The organism is Paenibacillus lemnae (assembly GCF_012933385.1).
Taxonomy (GTDB): Bacteria; Bacillota; Bacilli; order Paenibacillales; family Paenibacillaceae; genus Paenibacillus_AQ; species Paenibacillus_AQ lemnae.
Genome location: NZ_JABBPN010000003.1, coordinates 390,411 through 416,871 on the forward strand (window position 1 = coordinate 390,411; position 26,461 = coordinate 416,871).

32 protein-coding genes and 1 riboswitch are annotated in these 26,461 nt (G+C 50.9%); of the genes, 22 read left to right on the top strand and 10 right to left on the bottom strand.

All coding sequences use genetic code 11. The annotated features are described in order from the left end of the window. Nucleotides 1-21: 21 nt before the first annotated feature. From queF to HII30_RS05400, 6 genes are all read right to left on the bottom strand, one after another. Nucleotides 22-519, bottom strand: a complete 498-nt coding sequence (gene queF, locus HII30_RS05375) for a preQ(1) synthase (RefSeq protein WP_169503962.1) — start codon at nucleotides 517-519, stop codon at nucleotides 22-24. A 48-nt stretch (nucleotides 520-567) separates the two neighbouring features. After that, nucleotides 568-1,365 (bottom strand): 7-carboxy-7-deazaguanine synthase QueE, encoded by a 798-nt coding sequence (gene queE, locus HII30_RS05380; RefSeq protein ID WP_169503963.1) that lies wholly within the window; start codon nucleotides 1,363-1,365, stop codon nucleotides 568-570. Continuing rightward, on the bottom strand, nucleotides 1,358-1,849 hold the full coding sequence (gene queD, locus HII30_RS05385) for a 6-carboxytetrahydropterin synthase QueD (protein ID WP_169503964.1): 492 nt from the start codon (nucleotides 1,847-1,849) through the stop codon (nucleotides 1,358-1,360). Before queD ends, queE begins: the two co-directional genes overlap by 8 nt. Then, nucleotides 1,849-2,526 (bottom strand): 7-cyano-7-deazaguanine synthase QueC, encoded by a 678-nt coding sequence (gene queC / locus HII30_RS05390; RefSeq protein ID WP_169503965.1) that lies wholly within the window; start codon nucleotides 2,524-2,526, stop codon nucleotides 1,849-1,851. Before queC ends, queD begins: the two co-directional genes overlap by 1 nt. Nucleotides 2,527-2,637: 111 nt before the next feature. Further along, a riboswitch (PreQ1 riboswitch) is annotated at nucleotides 2,638-2,681 on the bottom strand. A gap of 85 nt (nucleotides 2,682-2,766) precedes the next feature. Continuing rightward, on the bottom strand, nucleotides 2,767-3,471 hold the full coding sequence (locus tag HII30_RS05395; RefSeq protein WP_169503966.1) for an AIM24 family protein: 705 nt from the start codon (nucleotides 3,469-3,471) through the stop codon (nucleotides 2,767-2,769). A gap of 13 nt (nucleotides 3,472-3,484) precedes the next feature. Continuing rightward, nucleotides 3,485-3,937, bottom strand: a complete 453-nt coding sequence (locus tag HII30_RS05400) for an efflux RND transporter periplasmic adaptor subunit (RefSeq protein WP_169503967.1) — start codon at nucleotides 3,935-3,937, stop codon at nucleotides 3,485-3,487. Between the two features lie 266 nt (nucleotides 3,938-4,203). On the opposite strand from HII30_RS05400, the gene HII30_RS05405 reads away from it, so the two are divergent. The 3 genes from HII30_RS05405 to HII30_RS05415 all read left to right on the top strand — a co-directional run bounded on the left by HII30_RS05405 (nucleotide 4,204) and on the right by HII30_RS05415 (nucleotide 5,787). Further along, nucleotides 4,204-4,365 carry a hypothetical protein gene (locus tag HII30_RS05405; RefSeq protein ID WP_169503968.1) on the top strand — a complete coding sequence of 54 codons (162 nt, stop codon included), beginning with the start codon at nucleotides 4,204-4,206 and terminating at the stop codon, nucleotides 4,363-4,365. 294 nt (nucleotides 4,366-4,659) lie between these two features. Further along, complete coding sequence (locus HII30_RS05410) at nucleotides 4,660-5,208, top strand: hypothetical protein (protein WP_211184441.1); 549 nt, start codon at nucleotides 4,660-4,662, stop codon at nucleotides 5,206-5,208. A 186-nt stretch (nucleotides 5,209-5,394) separates the two neighbouring features. After that, the gene (locus tag HII30_RS05415) at nucleotides 5,395-5,787 is read left to right on the top strand and encodes a helix-turn-helix transcriptional regulator (protein WP_169503970.1); all 393 of its coding nucleotides are present in this window, start codon (nucleotides 5,395-5,397) and stop codon (nucleotides 5,785-5,787) included. An 80-nt stretch (nucleotides 5,788-5,867) separates the two neighbouring features. Here HII30_RS05415 and HII30_RS05420 read toward each other — a convergent pair whose 3' ends face one another. Further along, complete coding sequence (locus HII30_RS05420; RefSeq protein ID WP_169503971.1) at nucleotides 5,868-6,971, bottom strand: YheC/YheD family protein; 1,104 nt, start codon at nucleotides 6,969-6,971, stop codon at nucleotides 5,868-5,870. A gap of 145 nt (nucleotides 6,972-7,116) precedes the next feature. Between HII30_RS05420 and HII30_RS05425 the strand changes: the two genes are divergently transcribed. The 19 genes from HII30_RS05425 to HII30_RS05515 all read left to right on the top strand — a co-directional run bounded on the left by HII30_RS05425 (nucleotide 7,117) and on the right by HII30_RS05515 (nucleotide 23,373). Then, nucleotides 7,117-8,253 (top strand): glycosyltransferase family 4 protein, encoded by a 1,137-nt coding sequence (locus tag HII30_RS05425; protein ID WP_169503972.1) that lies wholly within the window; start codon nucleotides 7,117-7,119, stop codon nucleotides 8,251-8,253. A 71-nt stretch (nucleotides 8,254-8,324) separates the two neighbouring features. Continuing rightward, complete coding sequence (locus HII30_RS05430) at nucleotides 8,325-8,897, top strand: WIAG-tail domain (RefSeq protein WP_169503973.1); 573 nt, start codon at nucleotides 8,325-8,327, stop codon at nucleotides 8,895-8,897. Nucleotides 8,898-9,056: 159 nt separating this feature from the next. Further along, on the top strand, nucleotides 9,057-9,824 hold the full coding sequence (locus tag HII30_RS05435) for a glycosyltransferase family 2 protein (protein WP_169503974.1): 768 nt from the start codon (nucleotides 9,057-9,059) through the stop codon (nucleotides 9,822-9,824). A 38-nt stretch (nucleotides 9,825-9,862) separates the two neighbouring features. Continuing rightward, nucleotides 9,863-10,879: a glycosyltransferase gene (locus HII30_RS05440; RefSeq protein ID WP_169503975.1), complete on the top strand. Its 1,017-nt coding sequence runs from the start codon at nucleotides 9,863-9,865 to the stop codon at nucleotides 10,877-10,879. Between the two features lie 8 nt (nucleotides 10,880-10,887). Further along, nucleotides 10,888-11,646: a glycosyltransferase family 2 protein gene (locus tag HII30_RS05445; protein WP_169504110.1), complete on the top strand. Its 759-nt coding sequence runs from the start codon at nucleotides 10,888-10,890 to the stop codon at nucleotides 11,644-11,646. Next, a complete protein-coding gene (locus HII30_RS05450; protein ID WP_169503976.1) occupies nucleotides 11,647-12,378 on the top strand; it encodes a sugar phosphate nucleotidyltransferase in 732 nt (243 codons plus the stop codon). Continuing rightward, a complete protein-coding gene (locus HII30_RS05455) occupies nucleotides 12,375-13,052 on the top strand; it encodes a glycosyltransferase family A protein (protein ID WP_169503977.1) in 678 nt (225 codons plus the stop codon). Before HII30_RS05450 ends, HII30_RS05455 begins: the two co-directional genes overlap by 4 nt. Nucleotides 13,053-13,172: 120 nt before the next feature. Further along, nucleotides 13,173-13,466: a nucleoside-diphosphate sugar epimerase gene (locus tag HII30_RS05460; RefSeq protein WP_169503978.1), complete on the top strand. Its 294-nt coding sequence runs from the start codon at nucleotides 13,173-13,175 to the stop codon at nucleotides 13,464-13,466. Between the two features lie 37 nt (nucleotides 13,467-13,503). Further along, a complete protein-coding gene (locus tag HII30_RS05465) occupies nucleotides 13,504-13,815 on the top strand; it encodes an alpha-helical endospore appendage domain-containing protein (protein ID WP_169503979.1) in 312 nt (103 codons plus the stop codon). Next, complete coding sequence (locus HII30_RS05470; RefSeq protein WP_169503980.1) at nucleotides 13,812-14,090, top strand: hypothetical protein; 279 nt, start codon at nucleotides 13,812-13,814, stop codon at nucleotides 14,088-14,090. The genes HII30_RS05465 and HII30_RS05470 overlap by 4 nt, the downstream gene beginning before the upstream one ends. A 32-nt stretch (nucleotides 14,091-14,122) precedes the next feature. Beyond that, nucleotides 14,123-14,437, top strand: a complete 315-nt coding sequence (locus tag HII30_RS05475; RefSeq protein ID WP_169503981.1) for a hypothetical protein — start codon at nucleotides 14,123-14,125, stop codon at nucleotides 14,435-14,437. A 185-nt stretch (nucleotides 14,438-14,622) separates the two neighbouring features. Then, a complete protein-coding gene (locus HII30_RS05480; protein WP_169503982.1) occupies nucleotides 14,623-15,705 on the top strand; it encodes a CgeB family protein in 1,083 nt (360 codons plus the stop codon). A gap of 36 nt (nucleotides 15,706-15,741) precedes the next feature. Next, the gene (locus tag HII30_RS05485) at nucleotides 15,742-16,860 is read left to right on the top strand and encodes a CgeB family protein (protein ID WP_169503983.1); all 1,119 of its coding nucleotides are present in this window, start codon (nucleotides 15,742-15,744) and stop codon (nucleotides 16,858-16,860) included. A gap of 129 nt (nucleotides 16,861-16,989) precedes the next feature. Beyond that, complete coding sequence (locus tag HII30_RS05490; RefSeq protein WP_169503984.1) at nucleotides 16,990-18,333, top strand: glycosyltransferase; 1,344 nt, start codon at nucleotides 16,990-16,992, stop codon at nucleotides 18,331-18,333. Nucleotides 18,334-18,400: 67 nt separating this feature from the next. Further along, complete coding sequence (gene wecB, locus HII30_RS05495) at nucleotides 18,401-19,489, top strand: non-hydrolyzing UDP-N-acetylglucosamine 2-epimerase (RefSeq protein ID WP_169503985.1); 1,089 nt, start codon at nucleotides 18,401-18,403, stop codon at nucleotides 19,487-19,489. Beyond that, nucleotides 19,482-20,468, top strand: a complete 987-nt coding sequence (locus HII30_RS05500) for a polysaccharide biosynthesis protein (RefSeq protein ID WP_169503986.1) — start codon at nucleotides 19,482-19,484, stop codon at nucleotides 20,466-20,468. The genes wecB and HII30_RS05500 overlap by 8 nt, the downstream gene beginning before the upstream one ends. After that, the gene (locus tag HII30_RS05505; protein ID WP_169503987.1) at nucleotides 20,465-21,289 is read left to right on the top strand and encodes an SDR family oxidoreductase; all 825 of its coding nucleotides are present in this window, start codon (nucleotides 20,465-20,467) and stop codon (nucleotides 21,287-21,289) included. Before HII30_RS05500 ends, HII30_RS05505 begins: the two co-directional genes overlap by 4 nt. After that, on the top strand, nucleotides 21,271-22,206 hold the full coding sequence (locus HII30_RS05510; RefSeq protein ID WP_169503988.1) for an SDR family oxidoreductase: 936 nt from the start codon (nucleotides 21,271-21,273) through the stop codon (nucleotides 22,204-22,206). The genes HII30_RS05505 and HII30_RS05510 overlap by 19 nt, the downstream gene beginning before the upstream one ends. 153 nt (nucleotides 22,207-22,359) lie before the next feature. Then, complete coding sequence (locus HII30_RS05515) at nucleotides 22,360-23,373, top strand: YhcN/YlaJ family sporulation lipoprotein (protein WP_169503989.1); 1,014 nt, start codon at nucleotides 22,360-22,362, stop codon at nucleotides 23,371-23,373. A gap of 90 nt (nucleotides 23,374-23,463) precedes the next feature. On the opposite strand, the gene nagA is transcribed toward HII30_RS05515, so the two are convergent. Genes nagA through HII30_RS05530 form a run of 3 tightly spaced genes read right to left on the bottom strand, consistent with a single transcriptional unit; the run spans nucleotide 23,464 to nucleotide 26,252 of the window. Next, nucleotides 23,464-24,648 carry an N-acetylglucosamine-6-phosphate deacetylase gene (gene nagA / locus HII30_RS05520; protein WP_169503990.1) on the bottom strand — a complete coding sequence of 395 codons (1,185 nt, stop codon included), beginning with the start codon at nucleotides 24,646-24,648 and terminating at the stop codon, nucleotides 23,464-23,466. Beyond that, nucleotides 24,645-25,373, bottom strand: a complete 729-nt coding sequence (gene nagB / locus HII30_RS05525) for a glucosamine-6-phosphate deaminase (RefSeq protein WP_169503991.1) — start codon at nucleotides 25,371-25,373, stop codon at nucleotides 24,645-24,647. The genes nagA and nagB overlap by 4 nt, the downstream gene beginning before the upstream one ends. After that, nucleotides 25,374-26,252, bottom strand: coding sequence for a MurR/RpiR family transcriptional regulator (locus HII30_RS05530; protein WP_169503992.1), 879 nt, complete (start codon nucleotides 26,250-26,252; stop codon nucleotides 25,374-25,376). Between the last annotated feature and the right edge of the window lie 209 nt (nucleotides 26,253-26,461).

Here is a 26,461-nt window from a genome sequence, read left to right on the forward strand (position 1 = left end):
CTTTCGGGACAGTTCCTCTTCCTAACGGTTATCTACCTTTTCCGGGTACATATCATGATTCATTAGCCGATGTGCTGCCATTTCCTCATATTTCGTGCCTGGACGTCCATAGTTGCAGTAAGGGTCGATCGAGATGCCGCCGCGAGGCGTGAACTTGCCCCAGACTTCAATATAACGGGGGTCCATAAGCTTGATGAGATCGTTCATGATGATGTTGACACAGTCCTCATGAAAATCCCCGTGATTTCGGAAGCTGAACAGGTACAGCTTTAATGCCTTGCTCTCCACCATTTTGATATCAGGCACATAGCTGATGTAAATCGTGGCGAAATCCGGCTGGCCTGTTATCGGACACAGGCTCGTGAATTCCGGACAGTTGAACTTTACGAAATAGTCCCGGTAGGGATGCTTGTTATCGAAGCTTTCCAGAATACTCGCGTCATACTCAAAAGTGTAAGTTGTTCCCTGGTTCCCCAGGAGTGTGATATCTTCCATTTCATCATGCTGTCTTCCAGCCATGCCTTATATACCCTCTTTCCTGTGCAAAATATCAAAATATGCTAAATATTAAACACCGCGCTTATTGCTCCAGATCAGTGTGTGAAGCTGGGGTAGTACACGTACGTCATTCAACCGGTCTGATGCCATAACAGCCTCCACTAATTGCTCATAACGGGCAAGCAAATCCGCAGCATGTGCAGCCGGATCGGTAGATCCCGTGTCCGGATTCCCGGTTTGAAGATAAAACGGGACATTGGGATAACGCTCATGCACCGTTTTGGCGTATGCCAGATCGGCCTCATCGAAGATGACGACTTTAAGGCTGAAGGATCTGACAGGTTCACGACCCGACAAGCGGGAGATCATATCGTCAAGCCGTAACCAGTCCGTGTCCATCCCGGAACTCGGGGGTTTGGGCGAGATCGTAACTTCGTCAATATCCATAAGCCAATCCTGCCAGCGGGATCCCTGCGTCTCGACAGCTACCGTGATACCCCGGCTGTGAAGCTTATCCACAAGTCCGCCCATTTGGGACAGAAGTGCAGGATTGCCGCCGGAAATCGTCACATGGTCAAAACGCTCTCCGCCAAGAGACAACAGCTCTTCCCAAATCTCATCGGGACTCAAACGCCGGATACTGTCTGAAGCACTGCCATCCCAGGTAAAAGCGGAGTCACACCAGGAACAGCGATAGTCACAGCCTGCAGTACGTACAAACATCGTTTTGCGGCCAATAACCATGCCTTCTCCCTGTACGGTAGGGCCGAAAATCTCCAGCATAGGAATCGGCCGCTCTGTGGCCTGAGCCGACGGCAGGCTTTTCTCTGGTCCTGAGGCAGCCGGCGGTGTCTTCAAGCTATTCATGCTCCATCCACTCCCGTCTGACTTCGGCATAACTGGTCGGCGTTTCGTATAGTCTTACAAATTCCGTCCGAGCTTCCTGCTCGTGATAAGAAGGATCCGACGTAAGAGCAAGCTCCATTCGTTCATACAGCCAGACGACCATATTCTCTGCCGTTGTATTCATCGGAGGAAGCGTCTCGTTCAGGTATTGATGGTCCAGATAAGGTTCAATCTGATGCTTCCAGACTTCCTTGATCTGTCCGAAATCAATGGTGATGCCGACCTCGTCAGGCTTGCCTGATATGCCGAACACCACTTTGTAGGTGTGTCCATGCAGGTTCTTACACTTGCCTTCATAAGCATGCAGATGATGAGCAGCATCAAAGGTAAACTCTTTGGATACGAGTACCCGCCTGCGGTGATAACGCAAATTTTCCGGATGGATATCTTCACCGAATTTTTGCAGCTGTTCCACAATGCGGAATGTTCCAGGTTGATGGTTCATCACAGCGTGCCTCCTTTCAGAGCTGTTTCTCTGCGTTCCAGATATTGATGAAGTCCGGCACGGCGCAGCTTGCAGGCAGGGCATTCTCCGCAGCCGTCTCCCATAACCCCGTTATAGCAGGTCAGCGTGCGTGTGCGGATATAATCCAGGACATGCAGATCGTCGGCGAGCTCCCATGTGTCGGCCTTATCCAGCCACATCAGTGGCGTATGAATGACAAACGGATAATCCATAGCCAGGTTTAAAGTTACATTCAATGATTTAATAAAGCTGTCCCGGCAGTCCGGATAGCCGCTAAAGTCCGTTTCGCAAACCCCGGTAACCAGATGCTTGGCACCGGCCTGTTTGGCGAGTACGGCGGCAAAGCTTAAAAACAGCAGATTACGGCCGTCCACAAACGTGGTGGGTATCCCGTTCTCTCCCTCTTCTATAGCAATATCGCTGCGTGTCAGGGCATTGGGGGCCAGCTGGTTCAGCAGGCTCATGTCCAGCACGGTATGCTTGACGTTTTGTTCACGGGCAATATTCTGGGCACACTGGATTTCAAGGTTGTGGCGCTGTCCGTAATTAAAAGTTACGGTCTCCACTTCGGCAAACTGCTGTTTTGCCCAGAACAGGCAGGTGGTGCTGTCTTGACCGCCGCTGAATACGACGACCGCTTTTTCATGTTTAAGCATAAAAAAAACCTCTCATTCTTCTATAATAGCTGGCGGCTGTGCCGACCGGAAGAAAGAAAGGTTCTTGAACTGAGTCATTAAAAAACAAGCCTTATCTATGTTGAAAAATAAGACCGTGTAGTTTTTTATAGAGGGAGTTCGCGAACCTCTCCCATGCACGAGGGCATGGATTGTCTTCAATTGTAGGCATAGTTAACAACCGTAGTTGTAACCATACGGGCTCATTATAACAGATAAACGTTATTTGATAAATACCCCACCGAATGGAATGACTTCCCTCAGGAATCTCCTTACAATGCTTTCATCATTCATTTCTTCAGTCAGCCGGCGGTTTTGTCTCCCTGCCTGAAACAGCACATAACCGTGACCAGTCAGCTTCCAATGATAATTCATATGCTGACTGGCCAAATGATTGCCGTACACCGTTAAATCAAGGCTGGCGTTCTCCGGATAGGCGATGATGCTGCCTGCATCTACATAGAGCGGTTCCGTAGGGTGCAGCTTCGCCTGACAGACCGTACCTTGGGTTAAAATACCGATACTGCCGCTGCCGCTGAATTTCATCTTGACGGCATCCCGGGTGACCAGCATGTTCTTGACCTTCAGAAACCGGGTCTGCATGCTGACACCCTGCGTGTAGAAAAAAACATGCCGAAAATCGTACAGCATATCATCCTCTTCCTTCAGCGGAATTTCTCTCATGCTGAACCCGGCGGGGAGTGCTGCTGTAAACTGACTGGGACCGCTAAGATCCGCCCTCAGCAGTTTTTTTTTGCGGTACATACCCTTTATATTCATAAATCGGTCATTGCGCCCTGTTGAAGGGCCTCGAAAAGCTACAATTTGGTCCGGGTGCAGAACATGAATGAGATCCCCTTCCTGAAGAGAGAAGGTCACGGCCTGTCCCGCTCCGCCGCCAGGGGCTTCTTCCAAACGGATTTTCAATCTCACTCCTCCTTTATATTCTGCGATTAGTGCGGCGCATACCGTATCTTAAAGCGCGTGTCAGAATGAAATATCCTGCAAGGAGTCCGGCCGCCGTTATGGCTGCAGTTTTTATACGATCGGCTGAACGCTTGCGGGCTTCCTCTGCCTGCTGCCTGGCTGCTTCGGATTGCTGCAGCTGAAGTACCATTTCTGTGAGCTGCTTGTTCTGGTTAGCCAGCTCGGCACTCTGCTGACGATACAGCTCGGCATCGGCCCGCGCCTTGTCCAGTTCCTGAAGGGTTCGTTCATAATTGTTCTTAAGTTCATTGATTTCCTGAGGCAGCTCTGAAAACTGCTGGAAATTCTGATAGGCATCATTAAAGATATTGGCATGAACAGTGCGTTCGCCGTACTGGAACAGAAAACCGGCTGCCAGCAGCAGGGGAACGATGGCTTTCATTCTGTAAGAATGGGGCTTGTCCACGGGACCACCACCTTTACCATAGTTGTCAGGGCCATTATACGATAAAAGCTCCTGACATGTTTCTACATATTATTAACCTTTTTTGGCTGTTTTGAAGGAATGGACAACCAGACCACGCGTTTCGAAGACAAAAGCGATGGGTAATTACATAACGTGCCAATGACAGATCATAAGCACCAAACTGCGTATTCATTAACTTTTTAATCAAATAATCAATCCATCCATTCTTTCATATAAGGAACCGGACTAATAAAGGAGAAATTAACATGATGAATGACAATAATGTAAAGAAAATTATGATTACAGTAAACGGGAAACCTGTAGGTAACGGGCTGCTAATCGACAAAGTGACGTATGCTCCAGTGACCGGAGCTGCTGAATATAGTCTTGACACCCGGAGTGCTGCTTCGCAAACTGCCGTGAGCTAACCCAGTTTCATAAAAAAAGGCCAGGAGGTGAACCTCCTGGCCTTTTTTTGCGTTAATTTTGTCGAAAAAGAAATCAAGGAACACATGTTCCGTGACAAGAAAGCTGTCCATGCGTATTGGTACAGTATTAGAAGAAGAAGGAAAGAGGTGGGAGTGTTGCAGTCTGGCTTGTGCACAGAATTTACATGGAGCAGCGATCACATAGCCGCAAGCGGATGTTACCCTGTCTATTTGCTGGTAGAATGGGAGCTTCATCAAAGTCATCCGCGTGACAGGAGAAGTAGAGATATCCATTTGGGAATAACCGAAGTTAAGCTTCATATCCAATTGAAACCGGGTGTACAGCTTATCGATATCTACGGGTACAAAACAGAGTGGCTGAGTGATTATCATTGTGTGATCTCCCTGGGCTCTATATGTTCCGATGTGAGAAAACAAGCAGTGATCGCCTTTCATATGGATGGAAGAACATCAGGAATCCATCCCATGATCATCACACATTGGAGTTATCGAGATGACGGCAGGGTCCAAGTCATGACACCTGCATCCGAACAAAGTATTCAGTTCAGCAACCATACTTCAGTCATGCAGTGTCATCTTAACAACAAGGTGGATAAGTACTTGAGGCTCCTTCAAAATCCAGTGCTTTTGGAAAAAGCGCTGCAATATTTCGAACAGGGGGAAATCATGCTGGGTGAAGACCTGCTGCTAAGGCGCGCAGATGAGATGCTGTTATGTGCTTTACGCTGGAATGACGCGGATATGCTGCAGGATGCCGAGCTTTTGTATGCGCTTGCCCGCAGGTGGGTGGATACCTATGCCTATGTATCGCAGATCGGGTAGGGCTTGTATAATAAATATATATATAAAAAATAAGACTTTAGACGTATTCCAATCTATTCATTATCAGTAAAAATAGTTCTATATAAATAGTCGGTGAAGAAGGAAAAGTTTGCGTAAGGGTAGAATGTACTATTATGATGGTTGTGGATGTAAGTCTAATTTACTAGATAGATAGGGAGAATGGATATGACAGACCGACTGATCCGACTGATGAAAATTATTACACTAGTACAGGCAAGACCCGGCATTCTAGCCAGAGAACTTGCAGAACGCTGCGGAACGAGCGAGCGAACGATATACAGGGATATGGATGCCTTGAGCGCCATGCATATTCCGATCAGCCATCAGGGGCGAGGAAGAGGATATATCTTTATAGGTCATTTTGCGATGTACCCCCTGGGTTTGACGGATGAAGAGGTACAGGCGTTATACAGATTCCTGCCGTTAATGGACGAAATCAAGTTAGGGTTACCAGAAGGGTTTGAAAGTGCATACGAAAAGGTCCTTGCCGCTGTCTACAAACAGAGTACCGAGAGAAACGATAATTTCGGTGACCGGGAAGAGCAGTATGAAATATGATCACGACCAAGTAGTTACCGCTTCGTACCTACAGGCTGCCGATATAACGGGCAGCCTGTTTTTGCTGTGTCCATGCCGTCTCACAATGGAGGCCATTGACCATGATCCAGCAAATAGCGGGCAAACGCCATGGGCTTTTGATAGGATTCCTTCCAGATATCCGGCATGCCGGCCTCCCGAAATCCGTAACGTTGATCACGGCCATTGCATTCAATAAAGAATAAACGTCCATCTGCTGTGACCCCGGCATCGATTCCGTAATCAGCGGCGTAAGGCAGACGGCATGAGAGGGATTGCGCAATCTGAATACCGAATTCCGCTGTTTTTTGTATCATCATCTCGGGATGAATGCCCGGTATTCCATGCCGAAAAGGTTCCAGAACAGGGATAGGAATGCCGCCCTGCGCAATGTTGGAGACGAAGGTGCCCTTTGGCGTTGTTCTCGCAAACATGCCGGTCAGTTCCCAGTTCCCGCTGCCCCCTCTTTGAACAGTGATCCGAAGATCGAATGGGCTGCCTTCATATTCAGCCAGCGGAATACGTTCCTGTACCAGAAAAGGCAGATATCGTATACGTCTTCGCAGCAGCAGAGGCAGATGACCCTTCGGAATCCGGAGGCTCCTCCAGCCTGAGGCCGATGGCGTAGATCTGGAATACGTGAATTGATCATGCAGCAGGGTTCGGCGCAGCCGCATAATTCCCAGGCCGACACTGCCGCGGCAGGGCTTCAGGATGACATCACCATGTTCCCGAAGCATATGACGAATCAAACCGGGCTTGGCACGAACCGTTTGGGGAAGTGAGGAGCGGAGCATCGGGTCATCTGTCAGCATATGATGAACGATATCTTTTCCATAACGTGTATGAGCGTTGAATATGAATATCCCTGAGGAGATGAACTGCTCGATCAGCCTTCTTGCATACGGATCACTGTGTATGGCGCGGTTATGGATGACTTTTGGAAGAGGGATGGTCTTCTGTACATAGCCTGACGGACTGCACAAATAAGCTGTTGTTGTAAGGGTGTCCAGTGAAATGTCCCGGATCCGAAAATAACATGGAGTCAGTCCCACCATGGCGGCAGCTTCTTCATAATTGGAAATGGATTCGGTACCTGTCTTTCCACTCGGAATACCGCGGTGTGTGCTGTCATTAAGCAGAATGCCGACATATTCCGGCTGCATGGGTAAGCCTCCTTTTCTAATATGATCTCTATCATGGTATGGGAGATGAGCCTGTCCCGGGTGGACGGGTGTCATCAAGCCGGCGGCCTAACTTTTATCATCTTCAAAAAGAGAATCGTAAATGCGAAAGGTAAGGGGGGAGGTCATGAGAAAAGTCGCTGTTGTCACACCGGGTTCTTTTGTCATTCCATCGGTCAGAAGCAGTTCGGTGGAGCGTGTTATTGAGCAGGTGGTGCCGCTTGCTCGTCATGAGCTGGACATCCGGATCTACGGTACGATTGGCAAAGGACTGCCATTAAAAAGTGAACTGCATGGTGTACCATGTATCCGGCTTCCTTCCGGTTCTTATCTGCAGTCCCTGGTGCGCAATCTGAAGATGTGGGGTCCGGATGTGATTGAAGTGAACAACAGGCCCTTGGCGGTACAGAAGCTGAAAGCTAAAATGCCTGGAGTCAAGGTGGTTTTAAATCTGCACTCCAACACATTCATCCGCCCGCCTTATCTGAGGCAGATCCAGCTTCAGACCGCCCTGGAACAGGCAGATGGCCTTATTGTGAACAGCCGCTACCTGAAGGAGTTTGTCGAGTCTGGTTTCAGGGGGGAACGGCCTCAAATTTTAATCAATCCGCTTGGTGTCAAGCTGGAGGACTTCTCTCCGCGGCATACCCCGGCTTCGGAAGCTATTCGGGCAGCCCGTTTGGAGAGACTGGGGCTTTTGGGGAAGAAAATCATCCTGTTTGTCGGAAGATTGATGCCGGAAAAGGGTGTTCATCATCTGATTGCTGCCATGCCTGATATTTTAGCTGAACATCCGGACACCCATCTTCTGGTCATTGGAAGTGCGGGATACAGCTCAGACAGGGAAACCGCTTATGTGAAAAAGCTGAAAAGTGCTGCCCGGCCGCTCAAATCATGGATCACCTTTCTTTCCTATATTCCATTTCCGTCCTTGGCATTATGGTATACCATGGCGGATCTTGTGGTGGTTCCTTCCTCGACAAGAGAGGCGTTCGGGCTTGTCAATGTAGAGGCTATGGCTGCGGCCGTCCCTGTTGTCGCTGCCCGTTCGGGAGGAATTCCGGAGGTGATTGAAGAGGGAGTCAGCGGGTTTCTTGTGCCGCCGGAAAGCCTGCCCGAAGGACTTGTCCAGCCGATCACCCGGCTGCTTGGTGACGAGGAACTGCGTTGCAGACTCGGGACGGCAGGCAGAGAGTCCTGCCGACAGCAGTTTCGATGGGATTTAACAGCCCAGCGGTGGGCGGATTTTATGCAGCATATTTAGTTCGGTGGCAGCGACACATCCAGCGGAATAGGATAGATCTAACGAATGCATGCAAAAGGAGCGTACCGCCTGTGAACAAAGTCACTCGAATGAGCAGGAGAAGGGGACGAAGACCGTTTCGGAAACACCTTGGAATTCATGACAAGGCGGCATTGACAGGAGATGTAGATTCGTCAAGTTTGTCTTTGTCCAGGGAGACGATAGAGAAAGAAGAGTCAGCCGGAAAGATTACGCTGGATCACCGCAGTATCAAGAGTGAGATGATTGACAACTTTGCTGTATACAGTATTCATGTCTCGAATGAAGCCATCACGTCCACCAAGATTGCGCCGGAAGCTGTACAGCCTGTTCATCTCGGATTTAATCCGGTTCAGGGATTGCCTGGGGGCAGTGTGCACCAGCAGTTTGGAAAACACCCCTTTTCCTTTTCTGACAAGGAGTGCAATAAGGAAGTGACCGTGAATTTATCTGTACCATATAAAGGTACAGACTATGTGTTGATTTCGAGCTGCAGTAAATCTGAGTTTCAAGCCTGTACCGTGCTGCAGGAGGAGAATCAAGCGGTAATCCGGATATCCCGTCTGCCCGAGAGCAGGGAGTCGGAAGGATGGCTGTCTTGGATTGCGGTTGGCATATCCGGTTAGCCAAATTGTATAAGAGGCACAAGGATGACCCTGTCTTTGTGCCTCTTTTTGTCATGTTTGTGAGTACATAAGCCGTTGCGCCGGAAAAGTCCAGACATACAATAACATAGTTTGGCGGGCAGTATCCGAACGCCGCAATTCATCATGGGAGGATCTGACATGAAGTCATTGAAAGCTGCGGAGCCTTCAGGGACATTCCCGGAAGTTTCCGTCATTATACCGGCTATGAATGAATCATCACGAATTGCATCTGTCATTCGGGAGGCCCGGGCGGTGCATCACAATACCGAAGTCATTGTGCTGGCCAACGGGTGTTCCGATAATACAGCGGAAGTGGCAAAGGCTGCCGGCGCGATAACATTATGTTTTCCCGAACCGCTGGGACATGATGTTGGCCGAAGTATAGGAGCCCGGGAAGCCTGCGGAAATATTCTGCTGTTTATTGACGGCGATATGGTGATTCACGCACGGGATCTGCGTCCATATGTACGCGCTGTAGCTGGCGGCATCGATGTAGCGCTGAACGATTATACAGGACCGATTCATAGAAAACCGGTGCACCGGGTTATTCTTGCGAAGTATGCACTGAATGCCATGTTAGGAAGACGGGATCTTAAAGGTGCGTCCATGACAGCTGTACCTCATGCTATAAGTCGAAAAGCACTGGAGGTTATACGTTCAGAAATGCTTTCAGTTCCCCCTAAAGCACAGGCTGCGGCGATCGAAGCAGGTCTTACCGTCAAAGCGGTTCACAAGGTGGAGGTTGGAAAACTTAATCCGAGGCGGGTACGAGGCTACGATCCACTGGAAGCGCTGGTGCTGGGCGACCATCTGGAGGCTCTTTCCTGGGTGATCACACAGCGGGGACTTCGGGGAGGATTTCAGGATGAGGAAGACCGAAGAGGACGGATTGAGGTGAAGTTATGAAGAGAAGAAGGAGAAAAATGCTCCGGAGACGGCGAAACGTGAACAAGAGGACCCGAGTAATGCCGCGCAGATATGGAGGCGCATCGGTCTCCACTCAAGAGTGGTCTCGTGCGGCCTGGATGGCGGGACGCCGAGCCGGAAGGAGCATATCGGATCCGCAGCGGGCCTCTGAAGCATGGACACAATGGATTGAGGAGTGTTCCGTGCCGTCAAAGCCGCTGTACCGCCTGCTCCCGGCACTGGCCCAGTCTTTTCGGGATGGCTTTGAAGAAGGCAGCGGCAGGAATCTAGAGCATCCGCTGCTGCCGGAGGCAAGCCGCAGAACCTCTGCCGTCATATGTATTCATAATGAAGCTGAAGCCCTGCCGGACATTATGACTGAATTGAAGCAGATGCGGCTTCATGAGATTATTGTGGTCGTGCATGGCTGCAGTGACGACAGCTTTACCGCTGCACGGTCTTTTGAAGGCGTCACCGTCATTCATGTTCCTGAACGGCTGAGTGATGAAGCGGCCAGAGCGCTCGGTGCAAAGATGAGTACTGGCGATAACATTCTCTTCACAAGCAGTGACCAGCGGGTTCCTGCCGAGGAACTTGGTGTGTTTATCGCCGCCGCCAGCCGCGGGGTGGATGTCGCTTTAAACGACATCACCGCCCGGCTCCCCGATTTTAAGGATCAAGATGCCGTCATCCGCTGCCGAAGCTTCCTGAACCGGATGCTGGACAGGGATGATCTGGAGGCCAATTCCATGGCGGATATTCCTCATGCTTTAACGCGGCGTGCCATAGAAACGATCGGAACTCACAATCTGGCCATCCCTGCCAAAGCCCATAGTCTCGCCCTGGTGAAAGGGCTGCGTGTGGAAAGCATCTATCCGGCAGGGGATTTCAGTAACTTCGGCCAGGGAGACAGCAGCCGTGACTTGAAGCATGATGAGGCGGTCACTGTTGGTGATCATATCGAGGCTGTGGGCGGTCTGATGGAGGAGCTGGGGCCGCGTCTTCGGTGGGGGAATCTGCCGCGCAGCAAGTGGTCTGCATGGAGGAATGGATGATGAATATCATGTCCGGAACGACCAGCATCATCATCCCTACCTATAATGCGCTCGGACTGCTCCGGACCTGTGTAGAGCATATCCGTGCCTATACAGAAGTTCCTTACGAAATTATCGTCGTTGATAACGGTTCGAATGACGGCACGCCGGAATACTGTGTGCAGGAGGGACTGCTCCTGATTTCACTGCCCGAGAACCTGGGATTTCCCTCTGCCTGCAACCGGGGTATGAAAGCCGCCGCTGGGGATTGTCTGCTGCTGTTAAATAACGACGTGTTTGTATCGCCGCGCTGGCTGTCCCTTATGCGGACCGCTCTATACAGCCGTTCAGATATTGGAATTACGGGTCCGGTGACCAATTATGCCAGCGGTATTCAGCAGATATGTGTCGGCTACAAGGATCTGGCCGGATATCTGATGGAAGCGGAGCTTCATAATCACACCAATCCTGACCGCTGGCAGGAAGTAAAGCGGATCGTTGGTCTATGTTATTTGATCAGACGGGAAGTGATGGACGCGGTCGGTCTGATGGATGAGCGGTTTTCACCAGGCCACTATGAGGATGATGATTATTGCTACCGGGCCCGGAAAGCCGGCTTCAGGCTTCTGGTGGCAGGAGATGTGCTGGTTCATCATGAGGGAAGCGCAACTTTTCGCAGCCGGTATCCAAGCGGTGTAAGACAGTTAATTCGGAGAAATCGTAATTTGTTTATCAAAAAATGGGGCTGTGATCCCCGAACATTTATGAATCGTGGAGGCGGTGCGTGAATGAAAGGAGTGCTGCTTGCGGGCGGAAACGGCACCCGTCTTGCGCCTTTGACCAGGCTGATGAACAAGCATCTGCTTCCGGTGGGCCGACATCCGATGATTGCTTACGGTGTTGAACGCCTGCGTCAGGCAGGAGTCACCGATCTGCTGCTGGTAACCGGAGCACGCTCGCTCGGTTTATACGGTGAGTATTTTGAAGACGGACGTGATTTTGGCGTGAGGATCACCTATCGCGTTCAGGAGCAGGCGGGAGGCATTGCCGAAGCCGTGGAGCTGGCGAAGGGCTTTATCGTACCCGGTGACCGGTTTGTGGTGCTGCTCGGAGATAATCTGTTTCTGGATGATTTAGATTCATACATCTCTAATTTTGTTAGGCAGCCAGCCGGAAGTGCACGTGTGCTGCTGAGTCCGGTTGAAGATCCTCACCGGTACGGCGTACCCGTATTCGCCTCTGATGGCAGCGGCCGGGTAGAGCGTATCGAGGAAAAACCGTCGCAGCCCCAAAGCGGATATGCGGTCACCGGTATTTATATGTATGATCATACGGTATTCGATCTGATTGAAGTTATCCATCCATCTTCCAGGGGGGAACTTGAAATTACGGATGTAAACAACCTGTATGCCGTTCAAGGAAAGCTTCAATATGACATTTTGTCAAAATGGTGGTGCGATGCCGGAACCTTTGAATCGCTTCAGGAAGCATCTGAACGGATGAAAGATGTCCTGCCATGAACAGGAAGAAAAGCTGGAGAAGGAGACCGCTGCAGGATGTGCACAGGCATGGGGATGTATTCTACCAGGCGGGGTGGGAAGAAGGGTATCGTGCCGGTTATCGCAGGAGCCAGTCAGGCACTCCTTCACATTTCTCCGGTACGAGTATTATCATTCCGATTGGATCAGAGAATGAATTCAGTTCCTCAACACTTCGAACTCTGGCAGCAGCTACTCCGCATCCCTATGAACTGCTGCTGGCTGATTACAGCATATCGGGCTCCGTTCGTGCCTATGCGGCTCGTAAGAGCGGCTTGGTACGATATGTGGATTGTAGAGATTCCGGCAGCTTAAACGGGGCTCTGGATCAAGCGCTTGCCAGGGCGCACGGAGCTTATATCTGTATTTTGTCCCCCGGAGCAGTGCCGCCCCCGGAATGGCTTGCCGTGCTGATTACTATCTTAAAGAGGGATCAGGCTGAGATCGTTTGCGGCCGTTTTCGGAACAAGGACAGGAATGAACTGCAGATCGTGGATTGTCTTGTATTTCGGCGTGAGATGTGGAAGCCGCTTGGGAATCAGGAGCAGGTGGACTCCGGCGAACATCATCTCATGTCGTGGTTACGTAGTTCAGGATTAGCAGATTTGAAGATGCTGGATGCCAGTGACCAGTTTCATAAACGGAAGGATTTATGAAACTGGCGTATCCTCTTTCCCTGGCGGCACCATGCAGGGCAGCGATGCATATGTTAAACCGAAGCGGCAGATCGGGCAAAAACCGTACCAAAGGTTATTGCCATGTCTAGGAGGAGCTGTATGGAACATAAAATAAACGAGATCGTTCATCATCTGTCCCATTCGCAGCAGCAGATGGCCCGGATCCTTGAAGCCCAGCGGCATGCGGCCGTTCGTATGGCTCAGATTATACATGCAATGCCCGACAGCATGGTTCCCCGTGTCTCGGATACTGAGAAATCAGGCCTTCATATTGAACAGGTGAACGGAAGTATAGCCTCCTATTTGAATGCGATGGCGGATTTTCAGCAGACGGCTGCGGATCATCTGGAGATCGTCATGAAGGAGCTTCGGGGCGGAGAGAACGAGGAATAACCGGGATGTGTACCGGAGGGCAGAGGCGGAGGCGTTTATGAGCAGAGAAGAGTCGTTAATGCGGATGCTGGATGCCGCGGTATCCATCCAGCGTGAGACAGCTTTGATCTTGGCGGGAAAAGCCGTTGAAGCGGAGAAAGTAAGGCAGTGGGTTCTGCACTATGAGACCGATCGGGAAACGCTGAAGGAGCCTTTGATGATTCATGAACAAATCGTGGAGCAGATTGAGGGACTGACCCGAATCGGTACCGGTCTTTGCCGCAATCTTCGTGCTGTGCTGGAGACTGGCGAAGAGGAGGACGACGATTCCGATTTTGAGGGATTTGATTTTGGAGACTCAGACGGATGATGTCACGTATTCGCAGAGAACAGGAAGCCAAGACGGCACTCATCACATCCATCGCGCGCAGCCAGCAGGCGCTTGCCAGTATTCTGGAACAAATCGCAGAGGTAGCCTCCTGCTCCGATGTGACGGCCAGGAAGCTGGCTGAAAATATTCGAGTCCTTTCCTCCTATCAGGGTGTCATGTGTGAGACGCTGACAGGTATTACATTGAACCGGGTACAGCAAGGCCGCCCGGTGAAACCTTTTATACAAGAGCATTGCCGGATTTTTCGTCCATGAAGAGCGGAAGGATTTCAAATGGAGGTGGAATCATGAAAGCAGCCCGATCGGCAGGCGGCACGAACAGAGTTAAAAGAGCCAGACAGAAGGCTGCCGCTGCAATGCCCAAGGGGCGTTCGGCTCGCCGAGGCCAGGAAGGAAGGCGCAAAGCAGCTGCCGCACGTGCACTTCTGGCCAGACGCAGGGGGCGTCAGGGGCTGAAACGCTCCGTTCCCCGCGGCCCCGGAGGGCAGAATATCGGAAGTCTTTTTTTTACCCCCACCTACAGCAAAGGGTACACACAGGCATATGAAGAGGGGTTCAACAGCGGATTTGCCAAAGGGTATGAGGATGGTTTAACGGTGTAACTAAAGTAATGTTCTTAATAAGCTCGGTTTCCGGGCTTATTTTTTTTCGTTTCAGAGGCGGCCCTCAAGATACTGAGGGCATTCGCCAATTTCTGAACAGAGAGGACAATCGTCCATGATGCATCCGTCCTGCTGGCATATAGTTTAAAGAACCTATCGTAAACCATCGAAGCAGGGTGAACAAGATGAGTCTAAAGCCAAAACACTTGGAAGAACAGGCCTACATGAGCGGATATGGGGAAGGGTACCGTTTGGGAGCATGCCGGGCCATATGCGACCGGCTTCCGAATCCCGCTTCTTCCTATTTTGACATGAAGCTGCTCTACATCCCCCAGGGCTTCGAATCCATCGATGCAGGCATTGCAGGAGCGCTCCGCGGTATGGTTCGGGATTTTGTACAGGGAAGTCCCGATACCATGATCGAGGCGGCTTCCCGGGAGAAACCGGATGTCATGCTGGTCATGAACGGGCTTCATGTATTTCCGAAGGATCTGATTCCCCAGCTTAAACAGATTCGGAGTTCGGGCATTAAAACAGCGGTATGGTTCGTAGATGATCCCTATTTTACGAAGGATACGTCTGAGCTGTGCCTGCACTATGACATGGTCTTCACCCATGAACTCAGCTGTGTAGAACTCTACAAATCTCTGGGGGCGCGAAAAGTCCATTACATGCCGCTGGCTGTTCATCCCGGTCTGTTCTGCCCGATGCGGGCAGATGCAAACTACCAATCCGACATCTGCTTTATCGGGAATGCCTTTCGGAACCGGGCGGCTCTATTCGATGAACTTGCCCCGTTTCTGGCGGGAAAGAAAGTCAGAATTATCGGAGGATTCTGGGAGAGGCTCGCCCGGTACAAAGAGCTGTCTTCGTTTATCCAAAGCGGATTTGTTCCGCCTTCCGAAACGGCTAAATATTATAATGGCGCGAAGATCGTGATCAATCTTCATCGTCCCACAACGAGCTGGGATGATAACCGCAACAGCCTGAATCTGGGTGGGAGATCCATTAATCCGCGCACTTTTGAGATCAATGCCTGTGGAACACTGCAAATGACGGATATCCGTGAAGATTTGTACCAGTATTATGAGCCGGGCCGGGATATTGAGACCTTTGCTAATGTCCACGAACTTCGCTTCAAGCTGGAACACTATCTGTCCCGGGACCAGGAGAGACAGGGGATTGCCTTACGCGGCCTGAAAACGACGATGTCCCATCATACGTATGCCGCGCGTCTTCCCATGCTCTTGCAAAAGCTGCAGGCATGATGAACGTCATTTTCAAACGCAGGGAGAGTGAAGTGTATGCAGAGGAAAGCTCTTTCTCCTCCGGCTTCAGCATCAGGAACTTATTATCAGGGCAGAGAAGCGGGCCACCGAGATGGCTTTGAAGAAGGATATTTTCGGGGGAAACAACAGGCATATGCGGCGAGAAGCCCTTTCATACCCGCGGTGCGGGATCTGCACGTCCTGTACGTGACCTCGGGAAAAGGCTATCCGTATTCCCCCATCGACGAAGCGGTATTTGCCACACTGCAGGGAATGGTCCGTCAGGTTACGATTTCAGATGCCCGTCAGGATGTTACTGCATGTGCCGCAGACTGCAAGCCTGACATCATGATCGTTCTGGACGGGATGTTTCTGCCGCCGGATCATGTGGACCGGGTACGCAGTATGGGGATACCTGCGGCCGTCTGGATGACAGATGATCCTTATTACGCAGACATGGCCCCGGGGTGGGTGACCCGTTATGATTTCGTGTTTACGCTGGAGCGGAACTGCGTGGCCCATTATCAGAACATGGGATGTCCGCACGTATTTTATCTGCCTTTTGCGGCGTTTCCTGGACATTACCGACCTCTGCAGAGGTCATCTGCTGCACGCAGACAGGTCAGCTTTGTCGGGACAGCGTATCCCAAGCGGATCGAGTTTTTTCAGCCGATCATGGACCGGTTGATGAAATATGAAACATTGATCAACGGAAACTGGTGGGAAAAGCTCCCGGGTTACGCCAAATATGGCAGCCGGATTGAGATGAACAAGTGGATGGGACCCGGAGAAACCGCAAACGTCTACAACAGCGCCAAGATTGTTATTAATTTGCACCGGGCGTTTGATGACCAAGCGATCAATCAGAATTCATTCCGTATTCCTGCGGCCTCCCCTAATCCGAGAACGTTTGAGATTAACGCTTGTGGAACGCTTCAGCTCTGTGATGAGCGGGAGGATTTAGCGAGCTTTTACACACCGGGTGTAGAGATTGAAACGTACCGAACGCCGGCAGAGCTGCTGGAAAAGGTGGATTTTTACCTGGCCAATGAAGCGGTACGGAAAGACATTGCACTTAAAGCGCTGGATCGTACGTTTAAAGAGCACACCTATGGTCATCGGCTGGACACGATGCTGTCGATTATTCGTCCCTGAAATAGTCAATTGGAGGGGAACAAGCGTCGTTACGCAGCCTTTGTCCCCCTAATATATTGTACCAACCGGGTGAAAAGGAGGTGGATCCGCACGCTGCGTATCAGCACATTGCAGCGGGTGTGATGCCTTATGATATTGAAGCCGAAAATGCTCTTATTCTCACACCTTTCAAATCCAACAAGTATTACAGGTGCGGAAAAGCTGCTGTTATTCTTCTGCCGGGAATTACTCCCTTATTTCGACTGTGTGCTGGTCGTACCGGGGGAAGGACGGTTAACCGCCCTGGCGAGGCAGTCAGGTATACAGGTCCGGATTTTTCCGCTTCCTCTGTTGTACAGCATTTATACCCCGTCGCCCGGGCTGAACAAAGAGGCAGCAAGATTGAAAGATAAGCCGCTGTACCGGAAGCTTCTTCGTTTCATTATGCGGGAGTCGCCTGGCGTCATCCTCACCAACACCTGTGTTCATTACCTGCCTGCAGCAGCCGGTAAGGATTTAGGGATTCCGGTCGTCTGGAAGCTGACTGAAATGATGACCGATAACGGTCATCTGAATGAATCGACAGCACTCATTGATCGTCATAGTGACTGGATTCTGAGTATATCCGAATCTGTCGCCCAAGGTTTTAACCCTGGCATCCGACAGTCCAAGGTATCTGTCCTGTATCCTTCCTGGAACGAGGCAGAGCTCAGGCGAGAGGCCTGGCCGGAACTCCGAAACGCATATCGCTCTGAACTGGGAATCGGACCCGGCACGCCTCTCATCGGCGTGGTCTCCTCCTTTCTTGTGGAGAACAAGGGGATTCTGGATTTCATCGACATGGCACTGGATGTTAAGGATTCCTATCCCGATGCGCGGTTTCTGATCGTTGGCAGTGTACTGCACGAGGATTATCATATGCGCTGCACTTCCAAAATTGCTGCAGCCGGAGCCGAGGACCGGGTTATTTTTGCAGGGTGTCAGGATGATATTGAACGTGTGTATTGTGCACTGGATATTATTGTTGTGCCAAGTCTGGTGGGTGAAGGCTTTGGCTTGACAGCCATGGAAGGATTGGCGCTTGAAAAGCCGGTAATTGCTTATGCATCGGGAGGCTTGAAGGAGCTGCTGGATGCGGCAGGGTGCTCGCATATGCTGGCAGAGCCCGGTAACCCTGGGTCGCTCAGTGAGAAATTACGCAGCCTGCTGGATGATCCGGAACTGGGCCGGTCGCTCGGAGAACAAAACCGGGGCAGTGCCCTGGCGGCACTCGGTCCAGATATGTACCGCATGAGACTTCATGAGCTGGTCACAAGGTGGCAGGGTGAACGTCCAGGATGGTTCCACACGCCGGTTAGACGCGCTGTTTCCCGTCACACTGTTTCTGGCCGCCAAAGATCCAGAAAGAGCAGAGCGGGCCGAAGGGTGAGATCCATCGCTGTCCGCCGCACGCCAAGACGAAGCCGATTAACAAGCAGATCAAGAAAAGCATAAAGATCGTCATGAAGCATGGTCGATGCTTATGCGAGCCAAGACAATATTTCACAAGGGAGAATTGCAGATGAAAGTCTTAACGATCCTGGGAACAAGACCTGAAATCATTCGGCTTAGTCTCATTATTCCTTTGCTGGACCGGTTCGCTGAGCGGCATGTGCTGGTTCATACGGGCCAGAACTTCACCTCTACGCTGAGCGGATTGTTTTTCAAGGAGCTCGGTCTTCGAAGTCCCGATTATGTGCTTCAGGATCGTCAAGCTTCGCTTGGAGGGCAGCTTTCTGTCATGTTCAGCCGGATGGAAGAAATTCTGAATCAGGAAAAGCCGGACACTGTGCTGCTGCTGGGAGATACGAACAGCGCCTTGTGTGCCGTGCTTGCAGAGCGGATGGGATACCCGGTCGTTCATATGGAAGCGGGCAACCGCTGTTTTGATCTCGATGTCCCGGAGGAGAAAAACCGCAAAGTGATCGATGCGGTCTCTTCTATAAATATGCCGTATACCGAGTACAGCAGACAGCATCTGCTGCGGGAGGGAGTTCCCAGTCACCGAATCGTCTTATCCGGTAACCCGATCTATGAAGTCATGAGTCACTATCAGCCCAAGGTACAAAGCAGCCGCATTCTTGAAACGCTGTCTCTCGCATCCCGGGAATATTTCCTGGTGACCATTCACCGGTCAGAAAACGTGGACCGTCCCGAAAGTCTTCGGGAGATTTTGAAGGGGCTGAATCAAGTCGCGGAATCGTACGGCAAGCGCTTGATCTGCAGTCTGCATCCGCGTACGGCTTCCCGCCTGAAGGATGCCGGCACGGTGATGCATGATCTGGTGGAGTTTCATGAACCTTTTGGATTTTTCGACTTTGTACGTCTGGAGCAGGAAACACGCTGTGCGATTACAGACAGCGGTACGGTTCAGGAGGAGTGCTGTATTCTCCATGTTCCTACTGTTACGGTACGGCGCACAACCGAGCGTCCTGAAACGGTCGACTGTGGAAGCAATATCGTATCCGGTGTGGATGCACAGAGCATCCATGATGCCGTTCGGCTGATGACAGAGCTCAAACCGGCATGGCAGTGTCCGGATGGCTATTTGACGGAAAATGTGTCGCGTACTGTCGTAAAATTTGTGCTTGGAGGGAAAGTGAATGTTTAATAATCAGCGTATTTTAGTGACGGGCGGCACAGGATCGTGGGGACATGAATTGATCAGTCAGCTGCTGCCGCAAAATCCGAAACAAATCATCGTATACTCCAGAAGCGAGGCTACCCAGGTTGCGATGGACCGTGAATTTGAGGATCCGAGACTGACCTTTCGAATCGGTGATATTCGGGATAAAGAAGCCTTGACGGCCGCCTGCCAGGATGTAGATTATGTGTTCCATCTGGCTGCGCTGAAGCATGTTCCGGTCTGTGAAGAGCATCCTTACGAAGCGCTGAAGTCCAATGTCGTCGGCACCCAGCATGTTATTGAAGCTGCCATCGAGAACAAGGTGAAGAAGGTCATCTATATTTCAACTGATAAAGCAGCCAATCCTTCCAACTTCTACGGCATGACCAAGGCGATCGGTGAAAAGCTCATTGTCTATGCCAACCTGCTCAGCTCTGATACCAAATTTGTTTGTGTCCGGGGGGGTAATGTACTGGGGACAAATGGAAGTGTTGTTCACCTGTTCATCAACCAGATTCGTCAAAAAGGACAAATCCGCATTACGGATCTGAAGATGACTCGTTTCTTCCTGACGTTGAAAGATGCAATCTCTCTTTTGTTCAAGGCATCGATTGAGAGTGTAGGTGGAGAGATTTTTGTGATGATGATGCCGACGTGCCGGATTGTGGATTTGGCTGAGGTTCTGATTGAGGATTCCGGGAAAAAAGATGTAACTTTACTGGAGACCGGTGTTCGTCCTGGCGAGAAAATCCATGAAATTTTAATGAGCGATTTTGAAAGTCTTACAACGATCGCATATGACGATCAGTATCTGGTGATCCTGCCTGCCCTTGATATACCAGGGATTAAAGAGCATTACGCCGACAAAGAGCCTGTAGAGTTTAAAAGTTTCAGTTCGGAATTCAACCTCATGACCAAGCAGGAAATTCGGGACATTCTTAAACGCGGAGGATTTTTGTCATGAAACTGCTTATTCTGGGAGGCAACGGCATGGCCGGGCACGTGCTTGTGGATTATTTCCGCAAGCACGGCCACCAGGTATTTTATACGTCCAGAGATATGACAGATCCCGCAGGCTTGGTACTGGATGTGTCGGATATCAGTGCTGTGGAGCACACGGTTCGATCGGTTCGGCCTGACATCATCATCAATGCGGTAGGGGTCCTGAATCAGTTTGCAGAAGAAGATAAAATCAATGCGTACAATATTAACGGATTTCTGCCGCACCGTCTTCGTCATATGGCAGAGCAAATATCAGCACGGCTTATTCACATCAGCACGGACTGTGTGTTTCTGGGCAGCCGCGGGAGCTATCGGGAGGACGATGCTCCCGACGGCACTTCGGTCTATGCCATTACCAAAGCACTTGGCGAGATTCATGATCCTAATCATATGACAATCCGCACGTCGATCATTGGTCCGGAAATCCGAAAGGACGGGATCGGACTGTTTGGATGGTTTATGAGGCAGCAGGGACTGGTCCGCGGTTACCGCAACGTGTGGTGGAATGGTGTAACGACGCTGGAACTGGCAAAAGCTATGGATTACTTCATGAAGCAATCGTTCGGCGGATTGATTCACCTGGCGCACCCTGAACCTGTCAGTAAACATGAACTGCTGCTTCTGTTTCAGGAAATCTGGGGCAAAACCGATGTGTCGATTGAGCCTGATGACAATATGGTTCAGGACCGGACGCTGGTGTCCACCAGAGAAGACATTGCATATACATTGCCTGCTTATAGACAAATGCTTCAGGAGATGCGCGAATGGCAGAGCGGAGCATAAATCCCGATATTCTGATCACGGGTGCCAGCGGATTTACGGGCAGGCATGCCTGTGCTCATTTTGTATCCAGAGGCTGGAATGTGACAGCTGTCGTTCGAAAAAACATGGCAGCACAAAGTGATGCAGGACTGAACTTCAAAGTCTGCGAGCTCCAGGACCGCCGTCAAGTCTGTGAGTTAATTGATGAAACAGCACCTGATTATGTTCTGCATTTGGCGGGAAAAAATTCAGTGCCGGAATCATGGAAAGACCCGGCAGGCTTTATGGAAGCCAACCTGATGGCTCCGGTCTACCTGCTGGAAGCGATGCGGCAGGTCCGTCCGGATGGACGGATGCTGCTCGTTGGCTCCAGGCTCGGTGTGGATCCGGCTGCAGGGGCAGCGAATGTTCCGCATCCTTACAGTTTGAGCAAGACGCTGGGACGATGGGTGTCTGAAGCGTGGGCGGCTCTTTTCAAGATGCCGGTGCTGATTGCAGAGCCTTCCAATCTGGTGGGACCCGGTGAATCAACAGGCTTTTGCATGCTGCTGGCGAAGTACATTGCAGGTTGTGAGCAGGGGAGGGAACTGCCTGTGTTTCAAATCAGTTCAAGGAATACTTCTAGAAATTTCCTCGATGTGAGGGATGCTGTTTGCGCCTATGAGAAGCTGCTCATCTCAGGGACACCTGGCAAAGTGTATCCTGTAACCGGTAGTGTGGAGTGGACACTTGGCGAGATTGCAGAAGTGATGCTTCAGGAAGCGAAAGGGCCGGTTCCTGTAAACTGGGGTGATGATGACGAAGCGAAAGCTTCTTCCCGGGTGCAGAAGGAAACGGAGCATCCGTCCATCGATCTCATACATCTTGGCTGGAGACAGAGCCTGGAAATGAATGCTACTCTGAACGATATTCTTGCTTATGCGCGCTCTGAGTCCTGAAACAAATATCTTGCAAGGCTGCCGGGGAAGACTCCTGCAGCCTTTTTGAGCGTGGTTGTGCTGGTATGCCAAAACCTTTCAGCATACGGCTCCTGCTGCCCGGTCATCCTATACCATGTCAAGCACACCCACAACAGAGATGGAGGATGAAATATGAAGAAGAGCAAAGCAGCCCTCAGTTTAACCCTGTCGGCAGCATTGATCGCAAGCATGGCCGGTTTGGCAGGATGCGGTAACACGAATGATGGCAATACGACGAAGGCTCACAATATTAGCACGAAAAATAACGGCCGGATTGGCAAAAGCCATGTGCTTAACAACAGAAATGACCGTTCAGGCATGCAGCAGCATGATCTCAGCAATCTGAAATACAGCCGTGTGCTGTCCAACAAAATTTCAAAAGTTAAAGGTGTAGGGAACGCCCACGTATTCGTAAGCAAAAACAACGCTTATGTGGCTCTGTCTCTGGACAATCAGAAAAATACCGGTACGTCAAATATGAATCCGGGTAACGGAATGGACGGACGTACAAATACAATGTCTAACCGCGGACGTATCGGAGGTATGGGTACGAATGGCCGCAGTGATGGTCTCTATGGAGCATCCGGTACAGGCAGTGCAGGCCTGCTGCGCGGTATGAGCGATCCCCGCGGTAACCTGGACAACAATACAGGCCTTGGCCGCAGCGCAGGATACGGCAGCTATGGTTCGAGCCGTTACAACACGATGGGGGACAACTCCGGAGACAACGGAATCATGGGTAACAATGGAGCAACGATCGGTAACCGCGGCCGTTATGGCACACTGAACAACAATGCCGGCACAGATATGAACAATGAGAACAGTGTACCGTCAGACATTCGTGAAATGATTAATAGCAAAATCCAGAAGACCGTTCCAAACTGTGATCAGGTTTATGTTTCCGCCGATTCTGGTTTTTATGATCATTCAGCAGGTTATGCAAATGACAATACTGGTAATGTTACCGGCACCAATGCCAACAGAGACGGTAATATTGTCGGCAACATGACAGAGGACCTGGGAGCATTTATCAATCGTATTTTCCCGCTGGGCCGGGGCAACGGCATCATGCATAACTCCACCAACCGTGACGGCATGTTTAACGACAACAACAATATGCTCAACAACAACCGCGCCAACCGTTAAGATTAGCTTGCCATGATGGGTGGCTGATTATGTAAAAAGCTCCTGCCGTTGTTACTTCGGTCAGGAGCTTTTTTGTATGAGGTTAATTCATTAAAATTTATGGCGTCCCTGTACCCAGACTCCTTCAATGTCGAGCTCTGCATTCAGCAGCAGCACATCTGCGAGCAGTCCCTGCTGAAGAGAGCCGGTGCGGTGGTCAATGCCGATCCGCTTGGCGGGATTCAGGCTGGCAGCTTCAGAAGCACGCGGAATACTGAGACCAATCTCTTGAACCAGGTACTTAAAGCCTTTGATCATCGTCAGCGTGCTGCCGGCGAGGCTGTCTCTGTTCATCTTTAATGTAGCAATACCCTGCTCCACTACGACAGCCAGATCGCCCAGCATGTAATCTCCATCGGGCATGCCGGTAGCAGACATGGCGTCCGTAATCAGGATCAGATTGCTTCCCTGTTTCATGCGGGCCAAGATGGCTACTCCCGCAGGATGGACGTGGATGCCATCGGCAATGACCTCAGCACTGAGCCGGTCATCACTGAGCATAGCTCCAGCTGTTCCTGGCTTGCGGTGATGGAGCCCTGTCATGGCGTTAAACGTATGAACCCCGTGGCTCAGGCCTGCTTCGACAGCCTTGATCACCTCATCATAGGTAGCATCCGTATGGCCCAGTGCAGCCACAATGCCGTGTTCCTTCAGCCATGCAATGGCTTCCAGGGCGCCTTCGCGCTCTGGAGCCAGAGTCACCTGTTTAACCAGGTCTGGATACTGTTGTTCCCATTGCTCCAGCCAGTTCACATTGGCAGTAACAATATGCTCGGGATTCTGGGCTCCAGGCCATTTTGGGCTTATAAATGGACCTTCCAGATGCACGCCTTCCAGCCGCGTATACGGCATGTTCGTACTGCGGTATTCGTGAACGGCTTCCAGGACAGCGTCAATGGCTGCTTTTGGCGCAGTCATGGTTGTTGCCAGCATCGACGTGGTGCCTTGGGAGCAGTGATAGGATGTGATTTTATCAAGGATTTCCGGATTTGAATCCATGAAGTCCCCGCCGTTTCCGCCGTGAACATGAATGTCTACGAAGCCGGGAATGATGTATCCGTTCTCTGACCGGGTAACACCGCCTGCCGACTGTTCCAGTTCAGGCGGCAGACTGGAGGCTTCACCGGCGTACATAATGACATCACCCTGCATGGCAAGAACACCCTGTTCTACGAGCCCATTTGGTGTAAGAACCTTACCATAAAGCAGTGTGGACGGCTGCTGCTGGCTGCTCATCGGAAATATCTCCCTGCGCCTTCATCCAGAAGGACGACAACGTTAGGATGACACTGCAGCAGAGATGCCGGACACTGGGTGGTGATCGGACCGGTCAGTGCGCGATGTGCAATCTCAGCCTTGTCTTCGCCACGGATCAGCAGCAGAATTTGACGGGATTTCATGATCGATGCCACACCCATAGTGATGGCATGTGTCGGCACTTCATCCAGGGAATCAAAAAACCTGGCGTTGGCGAGTCTTGTTTCCTCCTGAAGGGGCACCACATGCGTTCCTCCGCTCAGATCAGTGCCAGGCTCATTGAAGCCGATGTGGCCGTTATGACCGATACCAAGCAGCTGTAGATCGACTGGACCATTCTCATCCAGCATCCGATCATAGCTGCGGCATTCTTCTTCAAGATCAGCTGCATTGCCGTTCGGTACAAAAGTACGTTCCATATTAATATCGACATGATTAAACAGCTTTTCATTCATAAACGTGCGGTAGCTCTCAGAATGATTTTCCGGTAATCCGACATACTCGTCGAGATTGTAGGTTGTCACGCCAGCAAAGCTGACAAGGCCGTTGTTGTGCATCTGAATCAGTTTGGCGTATAGCCCCACCGGCGTGCTGCCGGTAGCGAGTCCTAACTTGGCACGTGGTCTGCTGGTCACAAGACCGGTGATGAGACCAGCGGCTGTTTGTACGAATGCTTCTTCATTTTGTAGAGTATAAATGTTCATTTAATCAAGACCTCCTCGGCTTTTGCGGTAATTTTTCACATTGAGGTACGACTGTTCCAGCCTTGGCACATAGGTTGAGAAATCACGGCTGGCCATGCCCATGAATAAAATATCAATGATGTGCAGCTGGGCAATGCGGGACGCCATGTCACCGCGGCGCATGCCTTCTTCCAGTGAAGAGGAATACAGCGCAATATCGGACAGCGCGGCAAGGGCGCTGCTGCGATAGGACGTGATGCTGATCGCAAACGCGCCTGCATTTTTGGCAACGGAGAGTGCATCAATCGTTTCAAGCGTTTCCCCGGAGTAGGAGATGGCGATGGCGGCATCCCCGGGCCCCAGCGTGGAAGCAGATGTAACCTGCATATGGGAATCTGCAAATGCGGTACAGTTCTTGCCGATTCGTATCAGCTTCTGGTAAAAATCCTGAGCGACAATAGAAGAAGTGGCAACACCGTAAAGATCTACCCGTTTGGAGCGGCATAGGACGTCGACTGCCCGTTCCAGCTGTCCCAGATCCAGCAGGGACGTTGTGTCCTGGATGGAGGTGAGGTGATTGCTCTCAATCGCCTCGACAATATCGGCGAGCGGTTTACCCGCTACGATGTCCTGGTATTTCGTCTGGCCGGACCGAGACGTCTTTTCAGCATGGGCCATTTCAGCCGCCAGCTTTACCTTGAAATCAGGATATCCCTTACAATCGAAGTTTTTGCAAAAACGGGTGACAGTGGCCGGGCTGACCTCACATTGCTCTGCCAGTTCCTTAATGCCCATATGTACAATCTCCGCGGGGCTGTCCAGGACAAAATCCGCTAGCCTTCGCTCCTGCCGGGGCAGGCGTTCTTTCTCCACAGCTATGATGTGCAGGACAGGTGCCATAATCGGGCCTCCTTTGACGGCAGTCATCAGGGCGCCGTGACATCCTCTGCCGTGGATTGTGAAAATAATTTTATTTTTATGAAAACAAAAAAGAAAATAATTTTTATATTGTTCATGATAGAGCAATCCGGACAGGGAATCAAGGGTGAATTGTACGGCGCTTGAACCATATGCCCATTTTGTTTGCGTTAGCGCACCAAAGCCTTTAA